General features: G+C 55.1%; 13 protein-coding genes. 8 read left to right on the top strand and 5 right to left on the bottom strand.

The annotated features are described in order from the left end of the window. Positions 1-235 precede the first annotated feature (235 nt). A complete protein-coding gene (locus FYC48_RS10145; protein ID WP_149496596.1) occupies positions 236-2,086 on the top strand; it encodes an ABC1 kinase family protein in 1,851 nt (616 codons plus the stop codon). 226 nt (positions 2,087-2,312) lie between these two features. Here FYC48_RS10145 and FYC48_RS10140 read toward each other — a convergent pair whose 3' ends face one another. Both FYC48_RS10140 and acnA read right to left on the bottom strand, forming a co-directional pair. Further along, positions 2,313-2,651: a scaffolding protein gene (locus FYC48_RS10140; RefSeq protein ID WP_149496595.1), complete on the bottom strand. Its 339-nt coding sequence runs from the start codon at positions 2,649-2,651 to the stop codon at positions 2,313-2,315. A 128-nt stretch (positions 2,652-2,779) separates the two neighbouring features. Beyond that, positions 2,780-5,488 (bottom strand): aconitate hydratase AcnA, encoded by a 2,709-nt coding sequence (gene acnA / locus FYC48_RS10135; protein ID WP_149496594.1) that lies wholly within the window; start codon positions 5,486-5,488, stop codon positions 2,780-2,782. A gap of 467 nt (positions 5,489-5,955) precedes the next feature. Here acnA and FYC48_RS10130 point away from each other — a divergent pair, with 467 nt between their 5' ends. Next, positions 5,956-7,218 (top strand): hypothetical protein, encoded by a 1,263-nt coding sequence (locus tag FYC48_RS10130; RefSeq protein WP_149496593.1) that lies wholly within the window; start codon positions 5,956-5,958, stop codon positions 7,216-7,218. A 58-nt stretch (positions 7,219-7,276) separates the two neighbouring features. Here FYC48_RS10130 and FYC48_RS10125 read toward each other — a convergent pair whose 3' ends face one another. Beyond that, the gene (locus FYC48_RS10125) at positions 7,277-8,485 is read right to left on the bottom strand and encodes a hypothetical protein (protein WP_149496592.1); all 1,209 of its coding nucleotides are present in this window, start codon (positions 8,483-8,485) and stop codon (positions 7,277-7,279) included. A 717-nt stretch (positions 8,486-9,202) separates the two neighbouring features. Here FYC48_RS10125 and FYC48_RS10120 point away from each other — a divergent pair. The 6 genes from FYC48_RS10120 (at position 9,203) to FYC48_RS10095 (ending at position 21,468) form a co-directional block, all read left to right on the top strand. Continuing rightward, on the top strand, positions 9,203-12,226 hold the full coding sequence (locus FYC48_RS10120; protein WP_149496591.1) for a PD-(D/E)XK nuclease family protein: 3,024 nt from the start codon (positions 9,203-9,205) through the stop codon (positions 12,224-12,226). Next, positions 12,223-14,748: a UvrD-helicase domain-containing protein gene (locus tag FYC48_RS10115; protein ID WP_149496590.1), complete on the top strand. Its 2,526-nt coding sequence runs from the start codon at positions 12,223-12,225 to the stop codon at positions 14,746-14,748. Before FYC48_RS10120 ends, FYC48_RS10115 begins: the two co-directional genes overlap by 4 nt. A 62-nt stretch (positions 14,749-14,810) precedes the next feature. After that, on the top strand, positions 14,811-16,094 hold the full coding sequence (locus FYC48_RS10110; RefSeq protein WP_149496589.1) for a metallophosphoesterase family protein: 1,284 nt from the start codon (positions 14,811-14,813) through the stop codon (positions 16,092-16,094). Positions 16,095-16,109: 15 nt separating this feature from the next. Continuing rightward, positions 16,110-19,661, top strand: a complete 3,552-nt coding sequence (locus FYC48_RS10105) for a YhaN family protein (protein WP_149496588.1) — start codon at positions 16,110-16,112, stop codon at positions 19,659-19,661. Between the two features lie 4 nt (positions 19,662-19,665). Beyond that, positions 19,666-20,352 carry a bifunctional 4-hydroxy-2-oxoglutarate aldolase/2-dehydro-3-deoxy-phosphogluconate aldolase gene (gene eda, locus FYC48_RS10100; protein WP_149496587.1) on the top strand — a complete coding sequence of 229 codons (687 nt, stop codon included), beginning with the start codon at positions 19,666-19,668 and terminating at the stop codon, positions 20,350-20,352. Between the two features lie 87 nt (positions 20,353-20,439). Then, on the top strand, positions 20,440-21,468 hold the full coding sequence (locus FYC48_RS10095; protein WP_149496586.1) for a sugar kinase: 1,029 nt from the start codon (positions 20,440-20,442) through the stop codon (positions 21,466-21,468). Positions 21,469-21,482: 14 nt separating this feature from the next. On the opposite strand, the gene FYC48_RS10090 is transcribed toward FYC48_RS10095, so the two are convergent. Together FYC48_RS10090 and FYC48_RS10085 are read right to left on the bottom strand one after the other, a co-directional pair. Beyond that, the gene (locus FYC48_RS10090; protein WP_235034187.1) at positions 21,483-22,352 is read right to left on the bottom strand and encodes a hypothetical protein; all 870 of its coding nucleotides are present in this window, start codon (positions 22,350-22,352) and stop codon (positions 21,483-21,485) included. Positions 22,353-22,445: 93 nt separating this feature from the next. Beyond that, complete coding sequence (locus tag FYC48_RS10085; RefSeq protein WP_149496584.1) at positions 22,446-23,390, bottom strand: hypothetical protein; 945 nt, start codon at positions 23,388-23,390, stop codon at positions 22,446-22,448. Between the last annotated feature and the right edge of the window lie 92 nt (positions 23,391-23,482).

Below are 23,482 nucleotides of genomic sequence, written 5' to 3'. Positions count from 1 at the left end.
CGGTTTACAGCTTGGACCGGCGATCGCCGAGTCGAATTGAGTCCTGACCCCTTTTTTGGGGTGGGGAGGCCGAATGTACAACCGGGCGAGCTAGTTTAATCGATTGAGATTTGCGGGTATTTTGCCTGAAAAAATCCTCGCAGCTGCTCAAGATCAACCGAATTTCTGCCCTGTTTACAATTGAGAGTTGCCAAAGTGCTTCTTTAACGGCATTTGACCCGGGCCGTCTTAACGCATGAAAATCACCGCGATTCCTCAACTGTACCGAAACTTGCGCCGCTGGCGCGAGATCCTTGCCGTGTTACAGCGGTATGGGCTCGCAGATTGGCTTAGCCAGCACCAGCGGCTGCCATTCAGCAAATGGTACAAAGACCATCGCGGTACCCCTCTGGCTCACTACACCCGTGAAGAACGGGTCCGAATGGCGTTCACCGATCTAGGTCCGACGTTTATCAAACTGGGGCAGATTTTGGCCGCACGGCCCGATTTGGTGGGGCTGTCGATTAGCGAAGAACTGAAAAAGCTACGCGTTGACGTCCGTCCTGACAGTATCGAGACGGTGCGAAAGACACTCGCATCTGAACTCGGCGAAGACTACCAATCCAATTTCCGGTCCATCGACGCGTCCCCCCTGGCATGTGCGTCAATTGGTCAAGTACATCGCGCAGTCTTGGTCGACGGCAGTCGCGTCGTGATCAAAGTCCAACGCGCAGGCCTCGAGAAAACAGTCCGGCAGGACATTGAATTACTCGGCGGACTCGCCGACCTCGCTGAACGCGTCGAGACACTTGCCGCCTGGCGACCGAGTGACGTTGTCCGGCAGTTGGCTCCAATGATTTTGCGCGAGCTGGATTTCAGCCGTGAACGACAAACCCTGGAACACTTTTGCGATTGGATGAAGCGGCACAATGCCGCGGTGGTTATACCGCGTCCCTTTCCGTCGCTCTGTACGCGACGGGTTTTGGTGATGGATGAGTTGATCGGACGTTCGCTCGCGGACCTCTTGCAGGAACAACAACGCAGCGACGTTTACACTGGCAACGGCAAAGCAACCCGCGAAAACACCGCATCAGATCAGTCGAAGCGGGCGGCGCGATCGAATGACGCTCCCGAGCCGCCTAGCGATTTTATGACCGACGCGGATCTGATCGACCATTTGAGAATCCGCCTTGATGCAGATCGGTGTGAAGAGTTTGGTCAGACGATCGCGGACGTTTACCTGGCGATGATCTTTGAAGAAGGCCTGTTTCATGCCGATCCCCATACCGGCAACCTGTTTTGTTTGAAAGATGGTCGCTTAGGGATTCTCGATTTTGGGATGACCGGGCGGCTGGATGATTCTCTTCGTGAGAATATCGAAGACATGTTGCTGGCCATTTCGGGCGGGGACCAAAATCGATTGATTCGGCTGATCCGCCGCGTCGGTGAGACTCCCGCGACACTGGACGAGTCAGCACTTGCGATCGACGTGGCTGACTTTATTGGGACCTATGGCAGTCAATCGATGGAGCAATTTGACTTGACCGGTGCCCTCAACGCACTGACGGAAATCTTGCACCGGCATTCAATTAAGCTACCCAATCAGTCTGCACTGCTGCTGAAAATGTTGATTTCGTTAGAGGGGACGCTTAGCGAATTGGGGGTTCGGTTTGATTCGATGAAGGTCGTCCAGTCGCTCGCTCAGAAGACGATGCTGCGACGACTCAGCCCGCAACGACGTCTGCGTCAGGCTCGACGAATCTACTTGGAAGCAGAGAATTTTTTAGAATCTGCGCCGGACGAAGTGATCTCGATGATGCAGATGTTTCGTCGCGGTGAAGCCCGGCTGACCCTGGAGCATCAAAAGATGGGGCCCTCGGTGAATCGGCTTGTGCTGGGCGTGATGGCCAGCAGTGTCTTCGTCGGATCTTCCCTGATGATGTCGCAACGGGTTCCGCCGATGTTGACCATCAACCTGTATTTCGTCCAGCTTGAACCGATGAGTTTGTTCGGTTTGCTCGGCATCATCGGCAGTTTCGCAGTGATGCTATGGTTGCTCTTGGCAATCGCCCAAAGCGGCCACCTAACCCGTGACAACGAAGACTGACAGATCGGATCAAGCGTGGTCGACGCACATGCCTGAAAGGCCATGTGGTTACAGTAGACCGTATCGTGACAAACATCATTTCGACTGTAATCGATCAGCCAACAGGGGTTCAGCCAACAGGGGTTTGACCCGATCCTTGCGACTGAACCGTGGCTAACGCCAAGCGGCTGATCCAACGATCAAATATTGGTGCAGCGCTGAGGCAAATTTCCGAGTTGGCGAGCCGTTAGGCTTGCGAACGCAATATCTGAGCTTTGGCTTTCGCATCTTCCGCTTTGACGATGTACTGTTGATCTTGGGTCCCAGCCCAAGCTCGTTGGTACGTCACGCTCATCGCGGTGAAGCTAAAGGGATCGTCCGGTTCAAGTTCACAGGCCCGTTGGCCGTGTTCAATCGCTAGATCGTGTTGGCCAGTTTTCGTGTAAACCTTTGAAAGGGCCAAGTGCCCGAGGACAAAGGTGTCGTCCTGTTCAACGATTTCTTTCAAGCCTACGATCGCTTCTTCGTACTTTTCGTCGTCAATCAGCTTTTCGACTTCGTTGTAACGGGCGTGAATCTCACTCATTGAATTAAGTCTTCTTTAGTCAATTCGGTAGGAAGCAATCGAGACCGCAACGTCCGTGCGGTCATGATTACATGGAAGGGAGTACGAAAATGTTTGACACAACCGGCTGGATTGAAAGCAGCACCGGTTTAGATGTCGGCAAGTTTTCGTAGAACGGTCGGTAGGATGCCACCATTCCGATAGTATTGCAATTCGACCGGCGTGTCGATTCGGACGATACAGTCAAATTCGGTCATTGAGCCGTCGGCTGAAGTTGCCTTCACGGTGATCTTGCTCCGGGGCTCCAAATCGTCGGAAAGACCCAGGATATCGAAGGTTTCTTCCCCCGTCAGGCCCAACTTTTGCCACGTTTGGCCATCGGCGAACTCCAACGGTAGAACGCCCATTCCCACCAAATTACTGCGGTGGATTCGCTCGTAGCTTGCCGCAATCACCGCGTGTACGCCCAGCAGCATCGTCCCTTTCGCCGCCCAGTCGCGGCTGCTGCCGGTACCATATTCGCTCCCGGCCAGAACGACCAAGGGGGTCCCGTTGGATTGATACCGCATCGAAGCTTCGTAGATGCTGGTGACTTCATCGGTCGGCAGATAACGGGTGTAGCCACCTTCGGTGCCTTGGGCGAGCTGGTTTCTGATTCGAATGTTGGCGAAGGTACCACGCACCATCACCCGATCGTTTCCGCGTCGCGAACCAAAGCTGTTGAATTCGACGATCGGCACTCCGGATTCTTGGAGGTACTTACCTGCCGGCCCGTCGCTCGCGATCGCACCCGCCGGAGAGATGTGATCCGTTGTTACCGAGTCCCCCAGCAACACCAAGCAACGTGCACCTTCGATCGGTGAGATCTCGAAATCGGCGTCTTTTTTGATGTGGTCAAGGAACGGTGGGTGATGGATGTACGTGCTGTCTTCACTCCACGGATACAACGCACCCTCGGCCGCATCGATTCGATTCCACAATTCGTTCCCTTTCACCGCCGCACTGTATTCTTTGGTGAACATCTTCGGGTCCATCGAACTTTTGATCGTATCGCGGATTTCGTCTGCGGTGGGCCACACGTCTCGCAGATAAACGTCGTTCCCATCGTCGCCTTTTCCTAGCGGTTCGCTGTCCAAATCAATGTCGGTCGTTCCCGCGAGGGCATAAGCGACAACCAGGGGTGGGCTGGCAAGATAGTTCGCCTTCGTCAACGGGTTCACACGACCTTCGAAGTTCCGGTTGCCGCTTAAGACGGCGGATGCCACCAAGTCACCTTGCTTGATCGCAGCGGCAACCGGATCGGGAAGCGGTCCGCTGTTACCGATGCATGTCGTGCAGCCATAACCGACTGTGTTGAAGCCAAGTTGATCAAGAGCGTCGGTTAAGCCAGCTTTGTTGAGGTAATCGGTGACGACACGGGATCCCGGCGCCAAACTGGTTTTGACGTGAGACGCGACCTTCAATCCGCGCTCGGCGGCTTTCTTCGCCAACAATCCGGCACCGACCATAACCGAGGGGTTGCTGGTATTCGTGCAGGAGGTGATCGCAGCGATGACAACCGCGCCATGGGTTATCTCGGTCGACTGCCCGTTGTTTTTGACGGTGCCTTTGCGTTCCAAAGCCGACGGTTTCAGACCAAAGCCGGTCTTACCAACCGGTGCGGTCAACGATTCGTTAAACGAAGCTTTCATGTCTGTCAGAGCAATTCGATCTTGTGGCCGTTTCGGACCAGCTAAGCTTGGTTCGACGGTCGAAAGATCAAGCGACAGGGTTTTGGTGTACTTACAGGCTGGTTCGCCATCGGTTCGGAACAGTCCCTGCTCTTTGCAATAACGCTCGACGAGTTCGATCGACGATTTCGTTCGACCGGTTTGGCGGAGATATTCCAGCGTCAGATTGTCGACGGGAAAGAACCCCATCGTTGCGCCGTATTCGGGGGCCATGTTGGCGATCGTTGCACGGTCGGCAACACTCATCGCATTCATCCCGTCACCGAAGAATTCGACAAACTTTCCGACGACGCCTTCGTTTCGGAGAATCTCGACGACACGCAACACCATGTCGGTCGCGGTCGCACCGGAAGGCAATTCACCGGTCAATTCGAAACCAATCACTTCGGGCATCAGCATATAAAGCGGTTGCCCTAACATGTTGGCTTCCGCTTCGATGCCTCCGACGCCCCAGCCCAAGACACCTAGCCCGTTGATCATAGTCGTGTGGCTATCGGTGCCAACCAAAGTGTCCGGGACCGCAACCGGACCATCATCTGTATCGACCAATGCGACGACACGTGCGAGGTACTCGAGATTGACTTGATGGACAATGCCGACGTTTGGTGGGACAACGCCGAAATTAGCAAACGCTTGCTGTCCCCACTTCAAAAACTCGTACCGTTCACGGTTTCTCTCAAACTCGATCTCGACATTTCGTGACAGTGCGTTGTCGCTTCCAAAGAAGTCGACTTGCACACTGTGGTCGATCACCAAATCGACCGGGATCAACGGGTTGATCTTATTTGGGTCGCCCCCAATACGCTCCATCGCCGATCGCATCGCCGCCAAGTCGACAACCGCCGGAACACCTGTGAAGTCTTGTAGCACGACGCGATACGGTTTAAACGGCAACTCTTGCTTTTCGGGAGCCGCCGCGTTCCAGCCCGCTAGATTCTTGACATCTTGTTCGCTGACCGAAAAACCATCGCAGTTGCGTAGCACTGATTCAAGTAAAACTCGAATTGAGTAGGGCATTCGGTCGATTTCGCCCAGGCCTGCGTCTTGCAATTTACTCAGGCGGTACATCGTTGCGGTGCCATTGCCGGTTGCAAATTGGTCGCGAACGTCAAACGGATCAGATTTCACAGCGTTTGTCTCTCTGGTTGTAACTGGAGGGTCAGTGCTTGTGGATTGAGCAATGATTGCAATGCCTGTGCACGCGACAAGGGGACCTCATGTAGCCAACAGTTTATCGACTCTGGATTCTCAGCGTGTCTGGGTGACCGTCGCGGTTGCTGGTTCGATGCTCTTGGCCGCCGCAGCGACAAGGGGTAGCACGTCGGCGGTTGCGGGTGAACTCGTGGACTTCGAAGGCTCGCGAACGTCGAATCAATCGGCTTTGCAATAACAGTGCCCGACATCAGGTTCCGACGATTGCTGCAAATGGCGGGCCGATCAACTGCGGCACAGACCGGTCGAAGACAGACCGGTGAAAGAATGTTAAACCGGGCAATCTGCAGCCTGTGTGCCGGAAGTGCCGTTTCTTTTGTTGAGTCCGACTCTCGCAGGTCGATAAGCCTTCGCGGAAACGTTATTTCTATCGAGGTTATCGAATGTACCAGCCAGACAACCGTTCGCTTTGCCTTTCCAACGCGTCGAATTTCGACGCCGCGACAGCCAACTGTTTACCCCCGAACACCATTCCGGCCGGTGTGTCGGGCTTCGTTGGTCAGGCACCTCGGTGGCATCAGCGTTTGAAATTTACGCTTGGAATGCTCGGCGGTTTGTTGCCGATCAGCTTGGGGGCATTGCCAGTCGTGGCGGGAACCCCATGCGACATCCATGGCCCCGGTTGTGGCGTTGACGTTTGCGATTCGTGTGACGGCGCACCCGAATGGTTTGCTGCGGCATCCCAGTGTGACGACGCCGGCTGTGACGCGATCGGGCAGGGACAACGCCGGAAACCACACAATCCGCTCTACGGAGCCCTCGATGCGGTTGCCGGCGGAATCGAGAAGACACTGGGTTTGGATCGTTGTAAATCTAAGCGAGCGTGTTCGTGCGGCAGTTGCGGAACCGGATCGCACCTACATACGTTGCCTTCCGACGCGATGAACGCGATCCCCGCCGTTCCGGGCTCGATCGAGCCCCTGATGCCACGTTCGCGACATCAACCGACGCAGCCAAGGGATGCTACCACGCCTTCTTTGCCGTCGGTCCCTGCCGCCGAATCGATTGAACTCGACCCAAGTGGTCTCGGACACCCGTCGCAACCGCCGACGGCACCGGTCCCGCCGAAATCGGAGTTGTTACCCGATCCAAAGAGTCCGGCAAACCCAACGACTCCTGAGCGTCAATTGCCACCGGCACGTGAAACCTCGCCCGCTTTGCCTATGCCAGCTCAGCCCACGCCGTCGGACGTCATGCCGTCGGAAGCGTTTCCAAGCGAACCGATGCCTCGCGACGCGGCACCGGCGTCGCCTTTCCAGGATGACGTTCAGCCGATGCCACAACCGAGCGATGACCTCGATAACATCTTCGATGATACGGAGTCTCCGATGCCGCAGCCGACACCGCGAAACACTCCCCCGGCCCAGAAATCGCCGTTCGACATTTTGGACGAGGAACTGGACCAGCTTGACGACCCCTTCAAGGAAGATGCCAACTCACTGCGCCAACCTTACCAACCGATTCGGCCTACCGGTGTGCGAGCGTCATCGTACCGGCGCTCACGACCATCGCAGCCGGTGGGAAGCGGTCTGCGTCCGGTAAGCGGCCCCGCGCTTTTGCAACCGGTCAATCATGAGGAACCGATCGGTGGGTTGGCCCCACTGGGTGGTGGCGGAAAACTGGTGCCGTACCGAGCCAAGCGGTAGCTCTGAAACCCCGCCACAGCGTAGGTCAGTACGCCGTGTCGTGTAACACAGCAAACGCCTAACCGCCCGTCGAGTCTTCGGCAGGGCGGTTTTTGCGTAGTGATTCGCTCACTCGCTGCAATAACGCGAGTTCATCGGGACTAAGGCTTTCGATCCCTTGTTCGTTGACTCTTTCGAGTATTTCATCGAGTCGGGCGGCGTCTTCGGCTTCGCTGCGTTCCCGTTTCCATACCGCTTTGGCGCGTCGCCGTTTTCGGTGCATTTGGACGGTGTCGATCATTTGCCACAGCGGTCCGGCCATCTGATTTCGACGAGGCCTGGTGTGGGCAAGCTTGCTTATGCTCCGATGCGAATCCATTGAATCCGAGTCCGCCCCTTCGAGGGCTAGCGAGGGTACCGTTGACTGATCGAGTTTGGCAATTTCGATCGAACGGATCCAGGCGATCAAGTCGCGTCGTCCGGAAGATTGCCAAAGCAGCAGGGCCAGCGCCAGCAAGACCAGCCAGCGTGGGATGCCCTCGGCAGTTTCGACCACCAGGACCGAAAGTGCGACCAAGACCGTCACGATCGAAACCAACTGGATCACTCGGCGAACCAGTTTTAATTTGAAGGCCTCGTTCGCTTCGCTTGCAAACAACACCATCGCCGAAACCAACGCCCCGCGACCAAGGTTGCGCGGCATCGGGTAGGCTTGGCAGAATGCTTGAAACCAGAACAACCAAGCGGCGGAGAGGTAGACGTTATTGATCGAACCAAGCCCAAATCCCGGCGTTGCCAGTGCTTGCCGCCAGGATTGGAAGGACCCGATCGGTAGTGACTGTCCGTGAAGGTGCACGACCAAACAAGCGACGCCGAACATCGACAATCCGCCCAACGCGATCGAGGTCACCACCAAATTGGTCGCCGCGGTCCAACAGATCGGACGTGACAACGGATGCCCGACTTCCACACCGATCAGCCCGATGGTCAAGACGTCGCTACGGGTGGCTGGACCGTTTTGAAACATCAAGTAGACGATCAACTGAACACACCAACCGGTTACCCAAAACGCCATCGCAGCCGATGCGATGACCGGCAGGTCTGCCTCGCCTTGGCGATTTTGGACGGTGGCGATCACCACTGCCAACACGGCGAGGGCTATGAAGACCGAGTAACTGAGGTAGAGCTGCACACCGGCGAGCCTACCAACCGGGATCGACCAATGATCAACCGGTGGGTATTCCGAGGGCCCCTGGGGACTGTGCGAATCGAGGTCGAACGCTTGCATCGTAACGCGGTGTGTAATTCGCCTAAGTTTGTTAGAGCACGGTGTTTGTTAGAGCACAGTGCTTGTTAGAGCACAGTGCTTGTTAGAGCACAGTGCTTGTTAGAGCACAGTGCTTGTTAGAGCACAGTGCTTGTTAGAGCACAGTGACTGGTGCGTTGCTTGGAAGGTAACGAGGGCGAAAGCGGCAGGCGACTGTCTTGCGACGGCCATTGCCAGCGGGCTCAGCTCTCCCTGGATGGCGGGACCAACTGTTTCACGTGTTTCGCGAAAACAAAATTATCGGGCGGTGGGTAATCAGTGGCTGGCGTTAACCCTGGCGATCGCGGCTTGTCGGTGGGCTAGGCGATTCGCGCTAATCCCAGTCAAGTAATAGGAGTTCCGGCAGTGAGAGGCAATCCTACGGCGAAGGCGACATCCCGTCGTGACGTCGGTAGCCGTAACATCGTCTGGCCCGCGGAATTATACGGTCGGGCAACCCAAAATCGTTCGACGAAAATCTGATTGCCCCCCGAAAATTGATTCGTTGCTCGCTGTCGGGTCACGTTTGATGGCAAAAGCGGATACGATTTGACCAAAGGTGTCACGCCGATTGGCGAAAAAGGGACCGACGACACGGTTTCCGCCCCGTAGCGGCATGGATGAGAGCGAGCTCCTTCGGCCCCACACCAACGGCGGATCAACGCACGGAATCAGCTCAGGGGGGAAAGGTCAAACGCGATGGAATTGTTCCAAGACCTTCTATTTCAAAAGTTTTTTTTGGGCTGGGAAAGCCCGCTGCCGGTCACCGCTGTTGATTGGCTGGTGGAACGTTTCGGCAAAGGCGATGTACTCGATTTACGTTCGTGTCTTTGTGTACTACCTACGACGCAATCGGCCAGACAAATTGAGCGTCGGCTGGCACATCGCGCCGGCGAACTCTCACTGCAGTATTCCCCACCGATCACTCTCACCGCGGGTGAACTCCCCGAGCGAATGTATCGGCCTGAAAAAACGATCGCGATCGAGTTCGAGCAGACCTTAGCTTGGGCCCGGACGTTAAAAAAGCAGCCCGACGATCGATTGCGGCCGTTGATGCCGACGCTCCCAGAAGCCGATTCGTTGGCGCCTTGGTTGGAAATCGCCGGTACGTTGCGACGACTGTCCAGCGATCTCGCCTCCCACGACGTGACATTTGAGCAGGTGCTTGGCAAAGTCCAAACCGCTGCCGAAACGCGGCGTTGGGAACTACTAAAATCACTTTATGAGGGCTATTTATCAGAGCTTTCTCAGGCCGGTTTGTCTGATCCGTTCGAACAGCGGCGGCGCGCGATTGAGAAGAAACAGGTTCGTTCGGAAAAGTCGATTTGTTTGATCGGCACCAGTGACTTGAATGAATCGATCGCGGCGATGGTCAATGAAGTTGCCGGGGAGGTATTTGTTTTGGTCGCTGCTCCGCAATCACGCGAAGGAAGCTTCGATCATCTCGGACGTCTTCGCACCGACGCATTCCTGAATGACGAGTTACCTCTGAATGATGAGCAATTAATTTCTTGTGGCGATATCTCTGATCAGGCGGTCATCGCCGCCGCGATCGTTTCCGATTTTAGCCAGCGGTTGGACAGTTCTCAGATCACGGTCGGACTCACCGACGAATCTCAGCTGGCACCGGTCGAAATGGAATTAGAAGATCGTGGACTTCCGGGGCATCGTTACGCGGGCTGGACAGTCGCGCAAACGGCACCAGGAAAGCTGATCGCGCTCCTCGCCCGACTTGTCACCCGACCGACCTGGGATTCGCTCGCCGCCTTCGTTCGGCATTCCGACGCACACCGTTGGATTCAAAGTCAGCTTTCCAAGGGTCATCTTTCCAAACCAGACGTTGATTTTCTTGGCGATTTCGACCGACTCCTTGCCGATCACTTCCCGATCAACCTTGCCGATCCACTTCCTGCCCTTGCGCTGAAACATCACCGGATCGCGGTCGAAGTTCGAGAGTTGGTTTGTCAGTGGATCGCGTCATTCCTGCCGGCAGACTTTTTGACTACTACAGAGGCGGAGCCGCCTAAGGGATTGGCTCGCAAAAATCTTAAAAAACGATCGGGGGACAAACAGCCGATATCGAAGTGGAGTCGACTGTTGCTTCAGTGGTTAGCGACATCGTATCACACGATCGAACTTGAAACGCTTGTCGAAGGGGAAGAGACGAGTGAAGCTGAAGAGGCAGCCAATCAAAAGAATGCGGTACGCTCGAGCGAAGCGACATCGGCAACATTGACCGAACAAGCCGCGGCGAAAGTCGGGGAACTTCTGGCGCGTTTTGCGGAATTGAATGGACGGCTGGACGTCGAAGAAACCGCGTCAATGGCACTCGAAACGCTGAACTCGCGTTTGGCGGAATTGCGTGTCGGAATCGAACGACCAGCCAATGCTGATCATAATCGCGGTGATCAGCGAAAGGACATCAGCTTGCACGGTTGGCTGGATTTGTCGCTGGACGATGCCCCGGCAATGGTCGTGGTTGGATTCAATCATCCTTTCGTCCCCGGTGCGGTCACCAGCGATCCGTTTTTGCCGGGAGCACTGCGAAGTGAATTACGGATGGCAGACAACGATCGTCGCTACGCTCGCGATGTCTATGCGATGCATTTGATGCTGCAATCGAGATCCGACATTCGGTTTATCGTCGGATCGAACGCGGCCGACCGCTCGCCGACGCCGCCCAGTCGATTGCTGTCGGCCGCGTCGGCGGATTCCATTGCCAGGCGGGTTCGCACGCTGCTTCACGATCGTTTGCCGACCCCCGAAAGTGATTTCGGATCTGCTAAACCGCTTGATGCCACGCAACTGCCGATGCCATCGATCGAGACCGATGGATGCCCAATTGAATCGATGAGTGTGACGGCATTCAAATCCTATTTGGAATGCCCATTTCGATTCTATTTGCGTCATGTCCTCGGTCTGAAACCGCTGGATGACTCAGCCGGCGAGTTGGCGGCCAATCAGTTCGGTGACCTAGTCCATGGGGCGCTAGAAAATTTTGGTGAATCAGACGACAAAACGCTGACTTCGTCAAAAAGAATCTACGACGCATTGCTTCATCATCTCGATGACTATGCGGTCAAACGCTACGGTTCGAATGTTCGTAGTGCCGTTCAGATGCAAATTCGGCAAGCTCAACAGCGGTTGCGGTTTGTCGCCGAGGCGCAAGCTGAGCGGATAGACCAAGGCTGGCAAATTCATGCGACCGAAGCTTCGGTTGACCCGTCGATGGGGGCGGCTATCGAGGTCGACGGACGCAAGATGGGACTGAAAGGGCGGTTCGATCGGATTGACTATCATCCTGACAAGGATTGCTGGGCAATCCTGGATTACAAAACCCACGGGTCACCACCGGAAAAGAAGCACTTGCGAAATGCACGTGACGGTGACGATGCCGAATGGATCGATTTGCAGTTGCCGCTTTACCGCGAAATGATCCCCTACTTAGGCATCGAAGTCCCACGCGACGAAGTTCAATTGGGTTACTTCAATGTCAGCGATAAGAAAGAGGAAACACGAATTAATCTCGCCAACTTCACTACGGGCCAGTTGGACGTGGCAAGCGAGTTGATCCGAGAGTGTATTCGCAGGATTTTCGCCTGCGATTTTGCCCCCTCCGAAGACCTCGTCCAATACGACGACTATGAAATGATTCTGCAAACCGGGGTCCCGACTCGGATGCTGACGCAAATGGACTTAGCCGAAGACGAGGTCAACGCATGAATCAATCCACAATGACGAACGAAGCGTCAGCCCAAGATGCGTTTCACGATGGGCACCTTCCACCGATGTTGGTTCGCGCGTCAGCGGGAACCGGCAAGACGTATCGCTTGACCGCCCGGATGCTACAGATATTCTTCCAGGGTGCGGCACCGCAAACGGTCCTCGCGACCACGTTCACGCGTAAGGCGGCGGGGGAAATTCTGGACCGAATTTTGATCACGTTGGCCGACGCCGCGGATCCGGAGAACGATGCGGCGTTGGAAAGTTTGCGGCAGCAAGTGGGGCTGGAAACGCTACCACGGGCGACATGCTTACAGTTGCTGAAGAAGCTTGTCGCTAACATCCATCGGCTTCGTATCTGCACGCTCGACAGCTTGTTTACACAGCTCGCCAAGTCGTTTCCGTTTGAATTGAATTTGCCACCGGCTTGGCGACTTACCGATGAAATTGAAGAAGTATGGCTACGTGAGCGTGCGATCGATTCGGTCATTTCAACACTCAAGCCGACCGAATTGTCGACGCTGTTGTCGATGCTTAGCAAAGGCGAAACCAAACGCTCGATCGTTCGCGAGTTGGATTCGGTGGTTACGGGGGCGTATCAGTTATCCCGGCGTTGCGCCGATGATGCTTGGCAACTACTCGACCGGGTGACCGAGCCGGATAACGCCGTCCTTACGCAAGCGGTCGCGACCCTTCGCTTTGCCGAGCCACCCCAAAAGTCTATCCGAAAGAAACTCGGTGAGCTCGCCGATGCTCTTGAACAACGTGAATTGGACTCCATCGTTTCTGACCGATTGATCCAAAATTACGCGAAAGCGAAGGCGTTGGGCGAACCGGTCAAGTTCGGGCGTTCTGTGTTACCCGATGGACTTGATGATGCACTGGGGGCCCTCTATGCGGCTGCCCGTAGTCATACGTTGACATTGTTGAGCCTACAGAACGAAGCGACCGGGGAGATTTTGGGAATCTATGATGGGATTATCAGCCAACTAAAGCAGTCGGCGAGGACCCTGGGCTTTGACGACATCACGATTCGACTTGCCGCTTTTTTTTCGTCGGTTGATTACAAGTCACTCAGTCTGCGAATGGACGGCGCGATCGATCATCTGTTACTCGATGAATTCCAAGATACCTCGCCCGCACAATGGCAAGTCCTCCGGCCACTCGCGCGACGAAGTGCCGATACGACGATCGATCAATCCGCTTCGGCCGAAGATGCGGTTCCACGCTCTTTTTTCTGTGTCGGTGATACGAAACAAGCGATCTACGGTTGGCGCGGTGGTGTCGCAGAAATCTTTGGTGCGGTCGATCAAGAGATTCCCGGCGTTCGCGCGATCGAGCAAAACACCAGTTACCGCAGTAGTCCCGTGATCATGGAGGTCGTCAATCGAGTCTTTAAGAATTTGACTCGCCATCCAATCGCCGATCCCACCGAGGATCCGATGGGGACCGATAAGGCGACCTACGAAGCCAGTGCGGTCAGGAATTTTGCGACTTCTTTTCCGACACATGTCGCATTCAAGGAATCGTTGCCGGGTTATGTTCGCTTTGAAACCAGCCCAAAGGTTGCCGCCCCGAAAGCGGCTTTAAAAACAGCCGCCTGTTTCGATTTGGCTGTGAAACAAATCATCGCCCTGAACGAAGCCGCCCCGGATATCAGTATTGGAGTGTTGACACGGACAAACCGTGCGGTCGCAAATCTGATTTTCTTACTGCAATCGCATGGCGTCGATGTCAGTCAAGAAGGCGGCAATCCGTTAGTCGATTCGGCGGCGGTGGAGTTGGTATTGTCCGCCTTAATGATGTGTGAACATCCCGGCGACGGGCGTTGGAGATACCATGTCGAAAGTTCCGTGGTCAGCGATCTGCATTCGGTCACCGCCGACCAGGTTCGAAGTTGGGTTTCCGATTTCGGCTTGGCCCGAACCGTCCGACGATTGTCTGCGATGATCGCGCCACATTGCGACGCCCGTGATCAACAACGGCTCAAGCAACTCACTCAATTGACCATTAACTACGAAAACAACGCACCACCACGAATTCGCGATTACGTTCGGATGGTTCGCGAAAAACGAGTCGAACGTCCCCAAGCTGCGTCGGTGCGTGTGATGACTGTCCACCAGTCGAAAGGTCTGGAATTCGATGCGGTTGTTCTACCTGAACTCGATGGTAGCTTGTCCGGTCAGTCGCCGCTCTACCTCGCGGACGCGCCGACGGTTGGCGACCCACCTCGCGCCATGACACGTTTTTTGAACAAAGACTCTTGGCATTTTCTTGAACCCCGTTGGCGAAAAGCGTTTGGGCATCACTCGCAAGCCAAGGTCACCGAGACGTTGTGTTTGATGTACGTTGCCATCACCCGGGCTCGACAAGCCTTGTATATGTTCGCTCACCCGGCAAAGCCGGAAACGAAAACATTGGCGTCGCTGATTCATGCCGGACTTGCGACCGAACATAGCTTTGCCGATCCCGACTTGGTTCACTACGAACTAGGCCGTGCGGACTGGTATCAAGCGAACTGACACGCATGCCGCCCGACTTCGATTTTCCACTCCGCTACCTCTCAAGCTGACGAACTAGCGAATTGAAGACACGCAAGATCCTTCATGCGGCAGACATCCATTTGGACAGTCCGCTTCAGAAACTTGATCGTTATGAAAATGCGCCCGTTGAACAGATCCGCGGTGCCAGTCGTCGGGCGCTGGAGGCGATGACGACTTATGCGATCGAAAATGATATCGACTTGGTTGTGATTGCCGGCGATTTGTATGACGGCGAATGGACGGATCAAAACACCGGTTTGGCCTTCGTCGCCCAGGCGACCCGGCTTTCCGAGGCTGGGATTCCGTTACTCGTCATTCGCGGCAACCATGACGCGGCGAACCAAATGACGTCATCGTTGCCCCTGCCGTCGCAGGGCGATGTCGGTCCGATCTTCCTGTCCGAACAGCACGCCGAAACGCGTGTGCTGGACGATTTAGGAATCGCCGTTCACGGTCAGTCATTTGCCAAACGTGCCGAGACCGGGAATATGGCGGCCGCCTACCCGGATCCGATCAGCGGGATGTTCAATCTTGGTATGCTGCACACCGGGCTGGAAGGTAATTCGATGCATGCAACCTATGCCCCCTGCACCCCGCAGCAATTGTCCGACAAAGGATATCAGTATTGGGCGCTCGGGCACATTCATACCCGCGCCGATCATGCGCTCGATGGAGGGGCACCGATCGTCTTTCCCGGCAACCTCCAGGGACGACACATCAACGAAACGGGGCCAAAAGGGTTTGTTGTAATCGAGATCGATGACCGCCAACGCTGCGATCATAGCTTTCACTGTTGCGACGTGTTGCGTTGGCACGAATGTGTGATCGACTGCACCGATCTCGATCATCGTGAGGCCTTGTTTGATCGGTTCGAGGACGAAATTCGGTCAGCCATCGCCGAAGCCGAAGACCGCCTATTGATCACTCGCGTTCGCCTTGTCGGGCAAACGAAGCTTTCGTCCGAGTTGATCCGCCAACAAGATGCCCTGCGTGGTGAACTGCAAGCGGTCGGCGTCATGGCGGCACGAGATCAACTCTGGCTCGAAGACCTCCGTGTTCGGACTCAATTGCCACAATCGGGAAGGCCACAAGACCTTGATGGTCCGATGGAAAGTGTTCACGAAGTCTTGCAAGAACTGCGTCAGTCACCTCAGCAGTCGAAACTGATCGCAAAGGAACTCGATGCGTTGCTACGGAAGTTGCCTCCGGAACTCCGAGGGCAATCGATGACCGCTGCGCTTCCGACCGAAGATCCGCAATGGATCGAAAGCTTGATCGAAGGGGCGGCCGCCGAAGTTCACGCTCGTATTCAAAACGCCCAGTAACGGAGGACCAAGACGATGTTAATTGAACGACTTGATCTATTGGCGTTCGGCGGATTTACCAACCATGCTCTTGAGCTTGCTGCGGAGCCGCGAAAGTTTCATTTGATCTATGGTCCAAATGAATCCGGCAAGTCAACTTGCTTACGAGCGATCACCGCGTTGCTGTTCGGAATCCCGAATCAAACGACGGACAACTATTTGCACCCCAACGCAAAACTTCGTGTCGGCGCAACGCTGAGGGTCGGTGACGATGAGCGATTGCAATTTATCCGTCGCAAGGGACGCAAGAACACCGAGTTAAAAGCCGATGGCACGACCCCCCTGGCACCGGAGGAATTAACGCGAGCGCTCGGTGGCATAGATGAGCAGACCTTTCATCATCGCTTCGCACTTTCTCACGAACATTTAGTCGAAGGCGGAAAAGCGATTTTGGAGTCCCGCGGCGAATTGGGAGAAATCTTGTTTGCTGCCGGAGCCGGCGTGGGAAAGTTGCGTTCGATTTTGTCACAACTTGAAACAGAGGAACGCGATCTCTACGCCGCTCGTGCCCGGAAGGCGGCCATCAACGCTGCACTTTCCGAGTTGGAGCAAAAACGCAGCGAGATCCGTGACCTTCAAACGCCGCCCGCCGAATATCGGTCGGTATGCGACCGTATCGAACAAAGTGAAGCCAAAGCGGAGCAACTTAACGGCGAGCAATCTGAATCACGACAGCAGCTGAGTCGAAATCAGTCTTTTCGAGAGGCGCTCAAGTATGTGCCGTTGTGGCGACACGCCCAGCAGCGTCTTGAGCAGTTGCACCAAGTCCCATCACTCGACGACGATTTCGCAGCCCGGCGCCGGGAGGCCAACGCAAACCGCGCCGCGAAACAAACGCGTGTCGAAGAACTGCGTGCCGAGCTTGAGAGTCATCTTGGCCGACTGCAAAAACTAAAAACGGACGCGGCAATTCTTGAAAATGCGGACCAAGTTGTTTCGTTGTTTCAGTCGATTGCCACTCGCGAAGTGGCCGATACCGAGCGTGTCGGCTTGCAGCGATTACTTGACGATCAACGCGGGGTGGTCTGCCGCGTTCTTTCAGAGTTAGACGTGGATTTGCCGGAGGGAGCATCCGTCGAGGTAATCGAAGAAGCCGTTGAACGTCATCAACTTTCCGATTCGGTTCATGCTCGGATCGGTGAGCTGGCCGGTGATTACGAAGTCGTCCGGCAACAGGAACAAGATGCCAGTGACCGCCTTCGCACGATTCGGCGTGAACTAGGGGAGATCGATGAAGATCTTGAAAACAGTCCCACGTCTGGCGATCCTCACGCATTAGAAGCGGTGCTTACTGAAATCGGCCAGCCACGTGATCTATTGAGCCAACTGGACCAACAACAGTCGACGTTCTCTGATGCCGAGCGAGAGTGCCAACAGTTGTTGCAAGCGTTGGGCTTTAGCGATCGATCAATCAAAGAAGCCACCGCGTTTGTTCCGCCGACCACGGCACAACTCGATCAATTCGAAGAATCCTTTGCGGAAGCCCGACGCGAACTAGATCATTTGAATGATCAACGGACGTCGAAGTCACAGCGACAGCAATCACTTCGACAACAACTCGCGAGTCTACAGACCAAGCAGGTTTTACCCACCGAACAAGAATTGTCGGATCAGCGTGAGCGTCGTGATCAAGCGGTCGACCGCTTGAGTATGGCGAGCACCGATGAAGCGCGGATCGAAATGTCTCAGCAGACCCGCCGCGAAATTCGGTTGGCCGACCAGGTCGTCGACACGTTGCGGTCACAACAACAAAAGGTGCTGCAAGCGGAAACACTACGCATAGAGATTGCGGCGATCGACGAGGAGATTGCGCTTTGTGAGCGAGAGATAGAAACGGCAACCGCAGCGACTTCCGCATTAACGACGCGCTGGGAATCACTTTGGCAGGACAAGGGTGTCGCACCGGGAACGCTGAAGGAAATGAGGCAATGGCTGGGAAGGCTCGATAGCTTGGTCGAAAAAGCGGAGAGTTTAAGTCAATGCCAATCCCAGTTGTCGCAATCGGAGGAAAAACTAAAACGCGTCAAAGCACGACTCGGTAACGCTGTCACGTTGGCATGGTCCATGCGGCCTGTTATGGCCGGAAACTTGGACGCCGCAACTCCAATACCTGGCGATTTGGATCTCGAAACGCTTCATGACACCGCCAACGGGTTGCGTCAAGAGCTTTGGGCGACCGCCGAACGCCGCAATCGAATTCAATCCAAACGTGACGAACTCGCCGCCGAAGTTCCTAGAGCAGAGGCAAAGTTAGAATCTTGCCGCAAACGCCGCCAGCAATGGGAGGAACAATGGCGTGCGGCGACATCCAACGTCATCTCTGATTCTTTGGCCACCCCAGCGGTCGTCAATGCTAGGATTAAACGAATACAGGAGCTGTTCCAAGCGAAACGTGATCATGATGCTACCGTTAACCGAATCGCGGCGATCCAACGTGATCACGACGCGTTCCACCAACACGTCAAATCCATCGCAGCCATTGTTGGTCAACCTACCACGGGAACGCAGAACGAATCGGACTTGGCTCAAACGCTCTACCAACGTTTGCAGGCTGCCAAAGAATCCGATCGAGAACGGCAACGTTTGACGAAAGTTGGTGACGAGATTCGAGCCAAGCTTGATCATGTGACCGAAGGGCTTCGCCAAGACGAATCGGCGATCGCGGAACTCTGCCACGAGGCCGGCGTCACATCCGTCGAGGATCTTCCTGAAGTCGAAAAGCTTGCTCAAGAAAAGCGATGTGTTCAAACCGAATTCGAAAGCATTCAAAAGCAACTGGTGATGTTGGCCGGTCAAACAAATCTCGATGATTTCGTAGCCGAAGTTGAGTCACAGAATCCATCAGAACTGGAAGAAAACGTCGACCGTTTGTCTCGCCGACTTGACGAGCTATCGAAACAGCGAACGGAGATAGAACAGCACATCGGTGGGCTCAAGCGAGATCGTGAGCGGATCGATGGAAGTGATCGCGCGGCTAGCTTGAATCAAGAACTTCAGATGGTTCTCGGAAGAATCAGTCGGCATGCCGAGCAATGGGCGAGACTGCGAATCGCCTCTTTAGTCATGCGCCAGGCGATTGACCATTACCGACGTGCTAACGAAAGTCCGGTCCTAAACATCGCGTGTCGTGCCTTTTCCGACTTGACGTTGGAACGTTACACCGGATTGCGTCCAGAATATGACGACAAGGATCGTTGGTCACTGGTCGGTGTTGAACATGACACCGATGGGATAGAAAAGACCGTCCCCGTCGAAATGATGAGTGACGGGACGAGAGATTCGGTCTTTCTGGCGATGCGTCTTGCGTCGATCGAGCATCAGCTCTCATCGGGCAGGACGTTTCCGGTGATCGTGGATGATTGTTTAATTCAACTTGACGATGCACGAGCCGCGGCCGGCCTACGGTTGTTTTCAACGCTCTCGGAAAAGACGCAGGTGCTGATGTTCACTCACCATGAACACGTTTTGGATCTCGCCGCTAGTACGCTCGCCCCCGATCAGTACCACGTCCACCGACTGCCGTCCTAATGCCATGCAAATCGAAAATCGACATTGCCATCGATTTCCCTCCGACCTTTCCGCGCGAATTCGCCGAGCCGGCGTGATCGCTGTGTTGGTCGTTGATTCTGCGGATGATGCGATTCCGTTGGCGGAAACGCTGCTCGCCAATGGAATCGACGCCATCGAACTGACGCTGCGGACACCGCAGGCCCTTGGGGCGATCGAACGTCTTGCGGACGAGTTTGCCGAGCTTGTCATTGGTGCGGGGACAGTGCTCACGATCGATCAGGTTCGGGAAGCGAAAAGTGCCGGTGCTCAATTCGCCGTCGCACCGGGATTGAATCCAGAAACGCTTCGAGCCGCATCGCAGTTCCAACTGCCCTTTGCCCCTGGGGTGTGTACACCCTCGGAAATTGAAATTGCCGTTTCGCTAAATTGCCAATTGTTGAAATTTTTCCCCGCCGAACCGTCTGGGGGAATCAGCTATCTTCATGCGATCGCCGGGCCATACGCACACCTCGATCTGCAATTCATTCCGCTTGGTGGAATAAATTCTGATAACGTAAGCGACTATGCTCGTTCGAGCAGCGTGCACAGTATCGGAGGCTCATGGATCGCACCACGTCAATGGATCCAGCAACATCGTTGGGTGGAGATCGGTAAGCGAGCCAAGACGATGGCACGCCTAGTCGAAGCCGCCCGCAACCCGTCGAGCTGACGTTGTCGGGGATTGGTTTAGAAGAAGCCGAAACTTTGATGCGTTCAATCGACGATCCTCCCTTTCCGCCCAGGAAGGCCCAACCAAGTGAAGAGTTTTGTCACCATCGGTGAAATCATGGGGCGTTTCTGTACCCAAGGTTTCGCACGTTTTGAACAGGCCGTTCCAGGAACCATGGCGGTAACCTTCGGGGGCGCGGAAGCATCGATTGCCGCACTTCTTGCACGGCTTGGAAACTCGGCTGCGTTTGTTACCGCGCTCCCCAATAATCCGATCGGGCACGCTTGTGTGACGGAACTGCGTGCGATGAATGTTGACAGCCGCCAGACCGTTTTCGTCGACGATTCTCGACTCGGATTGTATTTCGTCGAACAAGCTGTTGGCGCTCGTGCCGGGCAAGTGATTTACGATCGTGATCGGTCTGCGTTCGCGACGACTTCTGCTGACCGCTACGACTGGGAGGCTATATTCGCAAATGCGGATTGGTTGGTGATCACGGGAATTACCCCCGCGATTTCGAAACTTGCGGCGGAAATGACATGCGAAGCGATCGGTCGGGCAAAACGCTCCGGAATTCGGATCGCGATGGACATGAATTTTCGCTCGAAGCTTTGGCGTTGGGATCCGTCATGCTCCCCGGCCGAACTTGCGTTTCGGTGGATGTCCAAGCTCGCCTGCGAAGTTGACGTGCTGATCGGCGGTGTCGACGATTTCGTTAATCGACTTGGGTTTCCTCAGGATGAGAAAACGGCGTTGCCAACGCAGATCTTAAACGCATATGAAAACGTCCAGCATGTCGTGTTGACGCGAAGAAGCGGCAGTGGCGGGGAGCAACGTTTTTCTGCGGAACTGCATTCGCGCGACCAAGATCCCGCAGTGTCCGGAACTGCAAACATCACCAGCGTCGTCGATCGGATTGGAACTGGTGACGCGTTCGCGGCCGCTTTGATTGATTCGCTCGCATCCGATCGTTTTTCTTCGGCGATCGATACCATCGAATTTGCCGTGGCCGCGTGTCAATTGGCGCACACGATTCCCGGTGACTTTAGTTTGATCGAGCGTTCGGAAATCTTAGAGGCTATGGCAGGAAGCTCTGCCGGGCGTATCCGTCGATAAGTGTTCATGAAACATCAACTTGCCGCGAGGGCCGCAAGTACGATCAAAGCAACGACACCGACCAACAGCACTGACGCGATGATTTTGAACATCGAGTAAGGTGCATTGCCAACGAGTGCGCGGACGTCTTGCCCATTAATTACAACGCGGTAAAGCTGCTGTTTGTATTCGTAAGCCATCACGTAGGCTGGCAGCGAAAGTCGTCTTGACGAGAGCCCCGTGACAACCAGCGATACATTCAGGTTCCGCACCTTGGTTCCTGGAACTTCATTCACCGACACGTGCTGTTTGGCTTGTTCGTAAACGGCATTGGAAATTTGTTGCCTCGCTTGTGATCGCTGCGCATCAAATTGTTCGACAATCGCATCGTCTGCACCAATCGGATCGGGGTGTACATGAGCCAGATCGACGCCCACGGCAACTTGCTGGGCTTCGCCAGCCGAAAGCCCCCGTGATGCCGAGGACAGGATCTGGCGAAAGTTGACGTTACACTGACCAGAATGCGGGGCCCAGTCAGAACGTCGGCTGTCTGCGTTGGAGTCCGCCGCCCAACTGACCAGTGCATCCGCGTCGAAGACCCAAGCGACCCACCAAAGCGGTTTAAGCTCACGGATGCGGGCGGCCGAGGTGAGGTCTGACGGTCGAAACCATCCGAGCGTATGCAACCATCGACGAAGTGCTTCACGGGCCTCTTCTTGAGTGACGGTAAACGGCAGATAGCCCTCCGTCTGTTCCACCGGATCGGTGATCGTTTCCACTTTGACAACGCTGTTGCAAAACGAACAAGCGGGGGCTTGTTTTTTGGCGTCGTAGGCCAGTGCCGCGCCACATCCGGTACACCGCAGTATCTGAACCGCCTTCAGGACTGACGAATGGCCAGCCATCGGCGCCGCAAAGCCACAAACGGAGCAACGGAGATCCCCTTTCTCGAGGGGACTTTCGCACTGTTGGCAGTTTACTGTTTCTGCGTTCATGCGCTACCCTTGTGCCAATATCATCAAACCAATCAGCAAAGCGATCCCGACCACGACAGCCAAAACGACCATCGAAACTTTGCCAAGCGATACGGGAGCGTTACCGGCGACTTGCCCGGTCTGGCCATTGACCAGGATTTGCACCGGCGGTTTGTCTTCGCTATATCGAACCGCGAAACACCAGACGGGAAGCAGCGCCAGGTCAATGAACTCTCGTGTAAAGTTGATTCGAAAATCGAGCCCACGAAACGAATCTCCCGGCATGAATTGATTGAGTTGCCGCTGGATCGATGCCCGTGTTTCTTCGCGAGCGAGGTCAAAGCAATTCGCCTGACTTCGAGAAGGTTCCTCGGCGGCCCAACCTGCAATCATCGCGGGTTCGTATCTTCGTATGGCCCGCAGATCATACGGTTCGATCGCTTGGAATTGCGAGTTACTGACTCCCTTGGAAGCCGACACGATGACATCCATCACATAGCAAGCGTGCTTGCCGTCGAGATGTCGATACTCCGTTTTGACGACCGTCCGTGTTCGCGTCACCGTTTTTCCGTTTGCGTCGCGCGTTGTGTAAGTTTCTGTCTCGGTGTAGTTTTCGCCGATACTCGCGGTATAGAGCGTCTGGGCCGTGGATCCGTACAAATAGACGGGCAAATAGATTCCTTGAATCAAATTGGGGATCGCCGATTTGAAATCTTTCGGCGCAAATAATTTTCCTCGGCGTAGCCACTGGCGAGCAAGATCGGCGGCACGTTGTTTCTCAATTTGAAAGCCAATGACGAACGCAGGCGTGGGAATGTCTTGACGTGGTGGGCGGCTAATAACCGAAGGTGAACCACAATATGGGCAAACGGTCGACAATTGATGCGCATCGAGGATCAATTGTGATCCGCAACTCTGGCATGAAATCTCAACCTTATTCTCGTCGGTCGTTAGCGACGCACTCGTCATGACGATTCGGCTCCTCGCGGTAGCACTTTCAATGTTCTACGCAATTTGAATTTCGGTTGCATCCATCAGTCGAAGGGCGTTAACCCTGGTTA

The sequence above is a fragment of the Roseiconus lacunae genome, assembly GCF_008312935.1.
GTDB classification, from domain to species: Bacteria; Planctomycetota; Planctomycetia; order Pirellulales; family Pirellulaceae; genus Stieleria; species Stieleria lacunae.
Note: the sequence above shows the minus strand (reverse complement) of the source record. Positions and strands in the feature narration are given on the sequence as shown.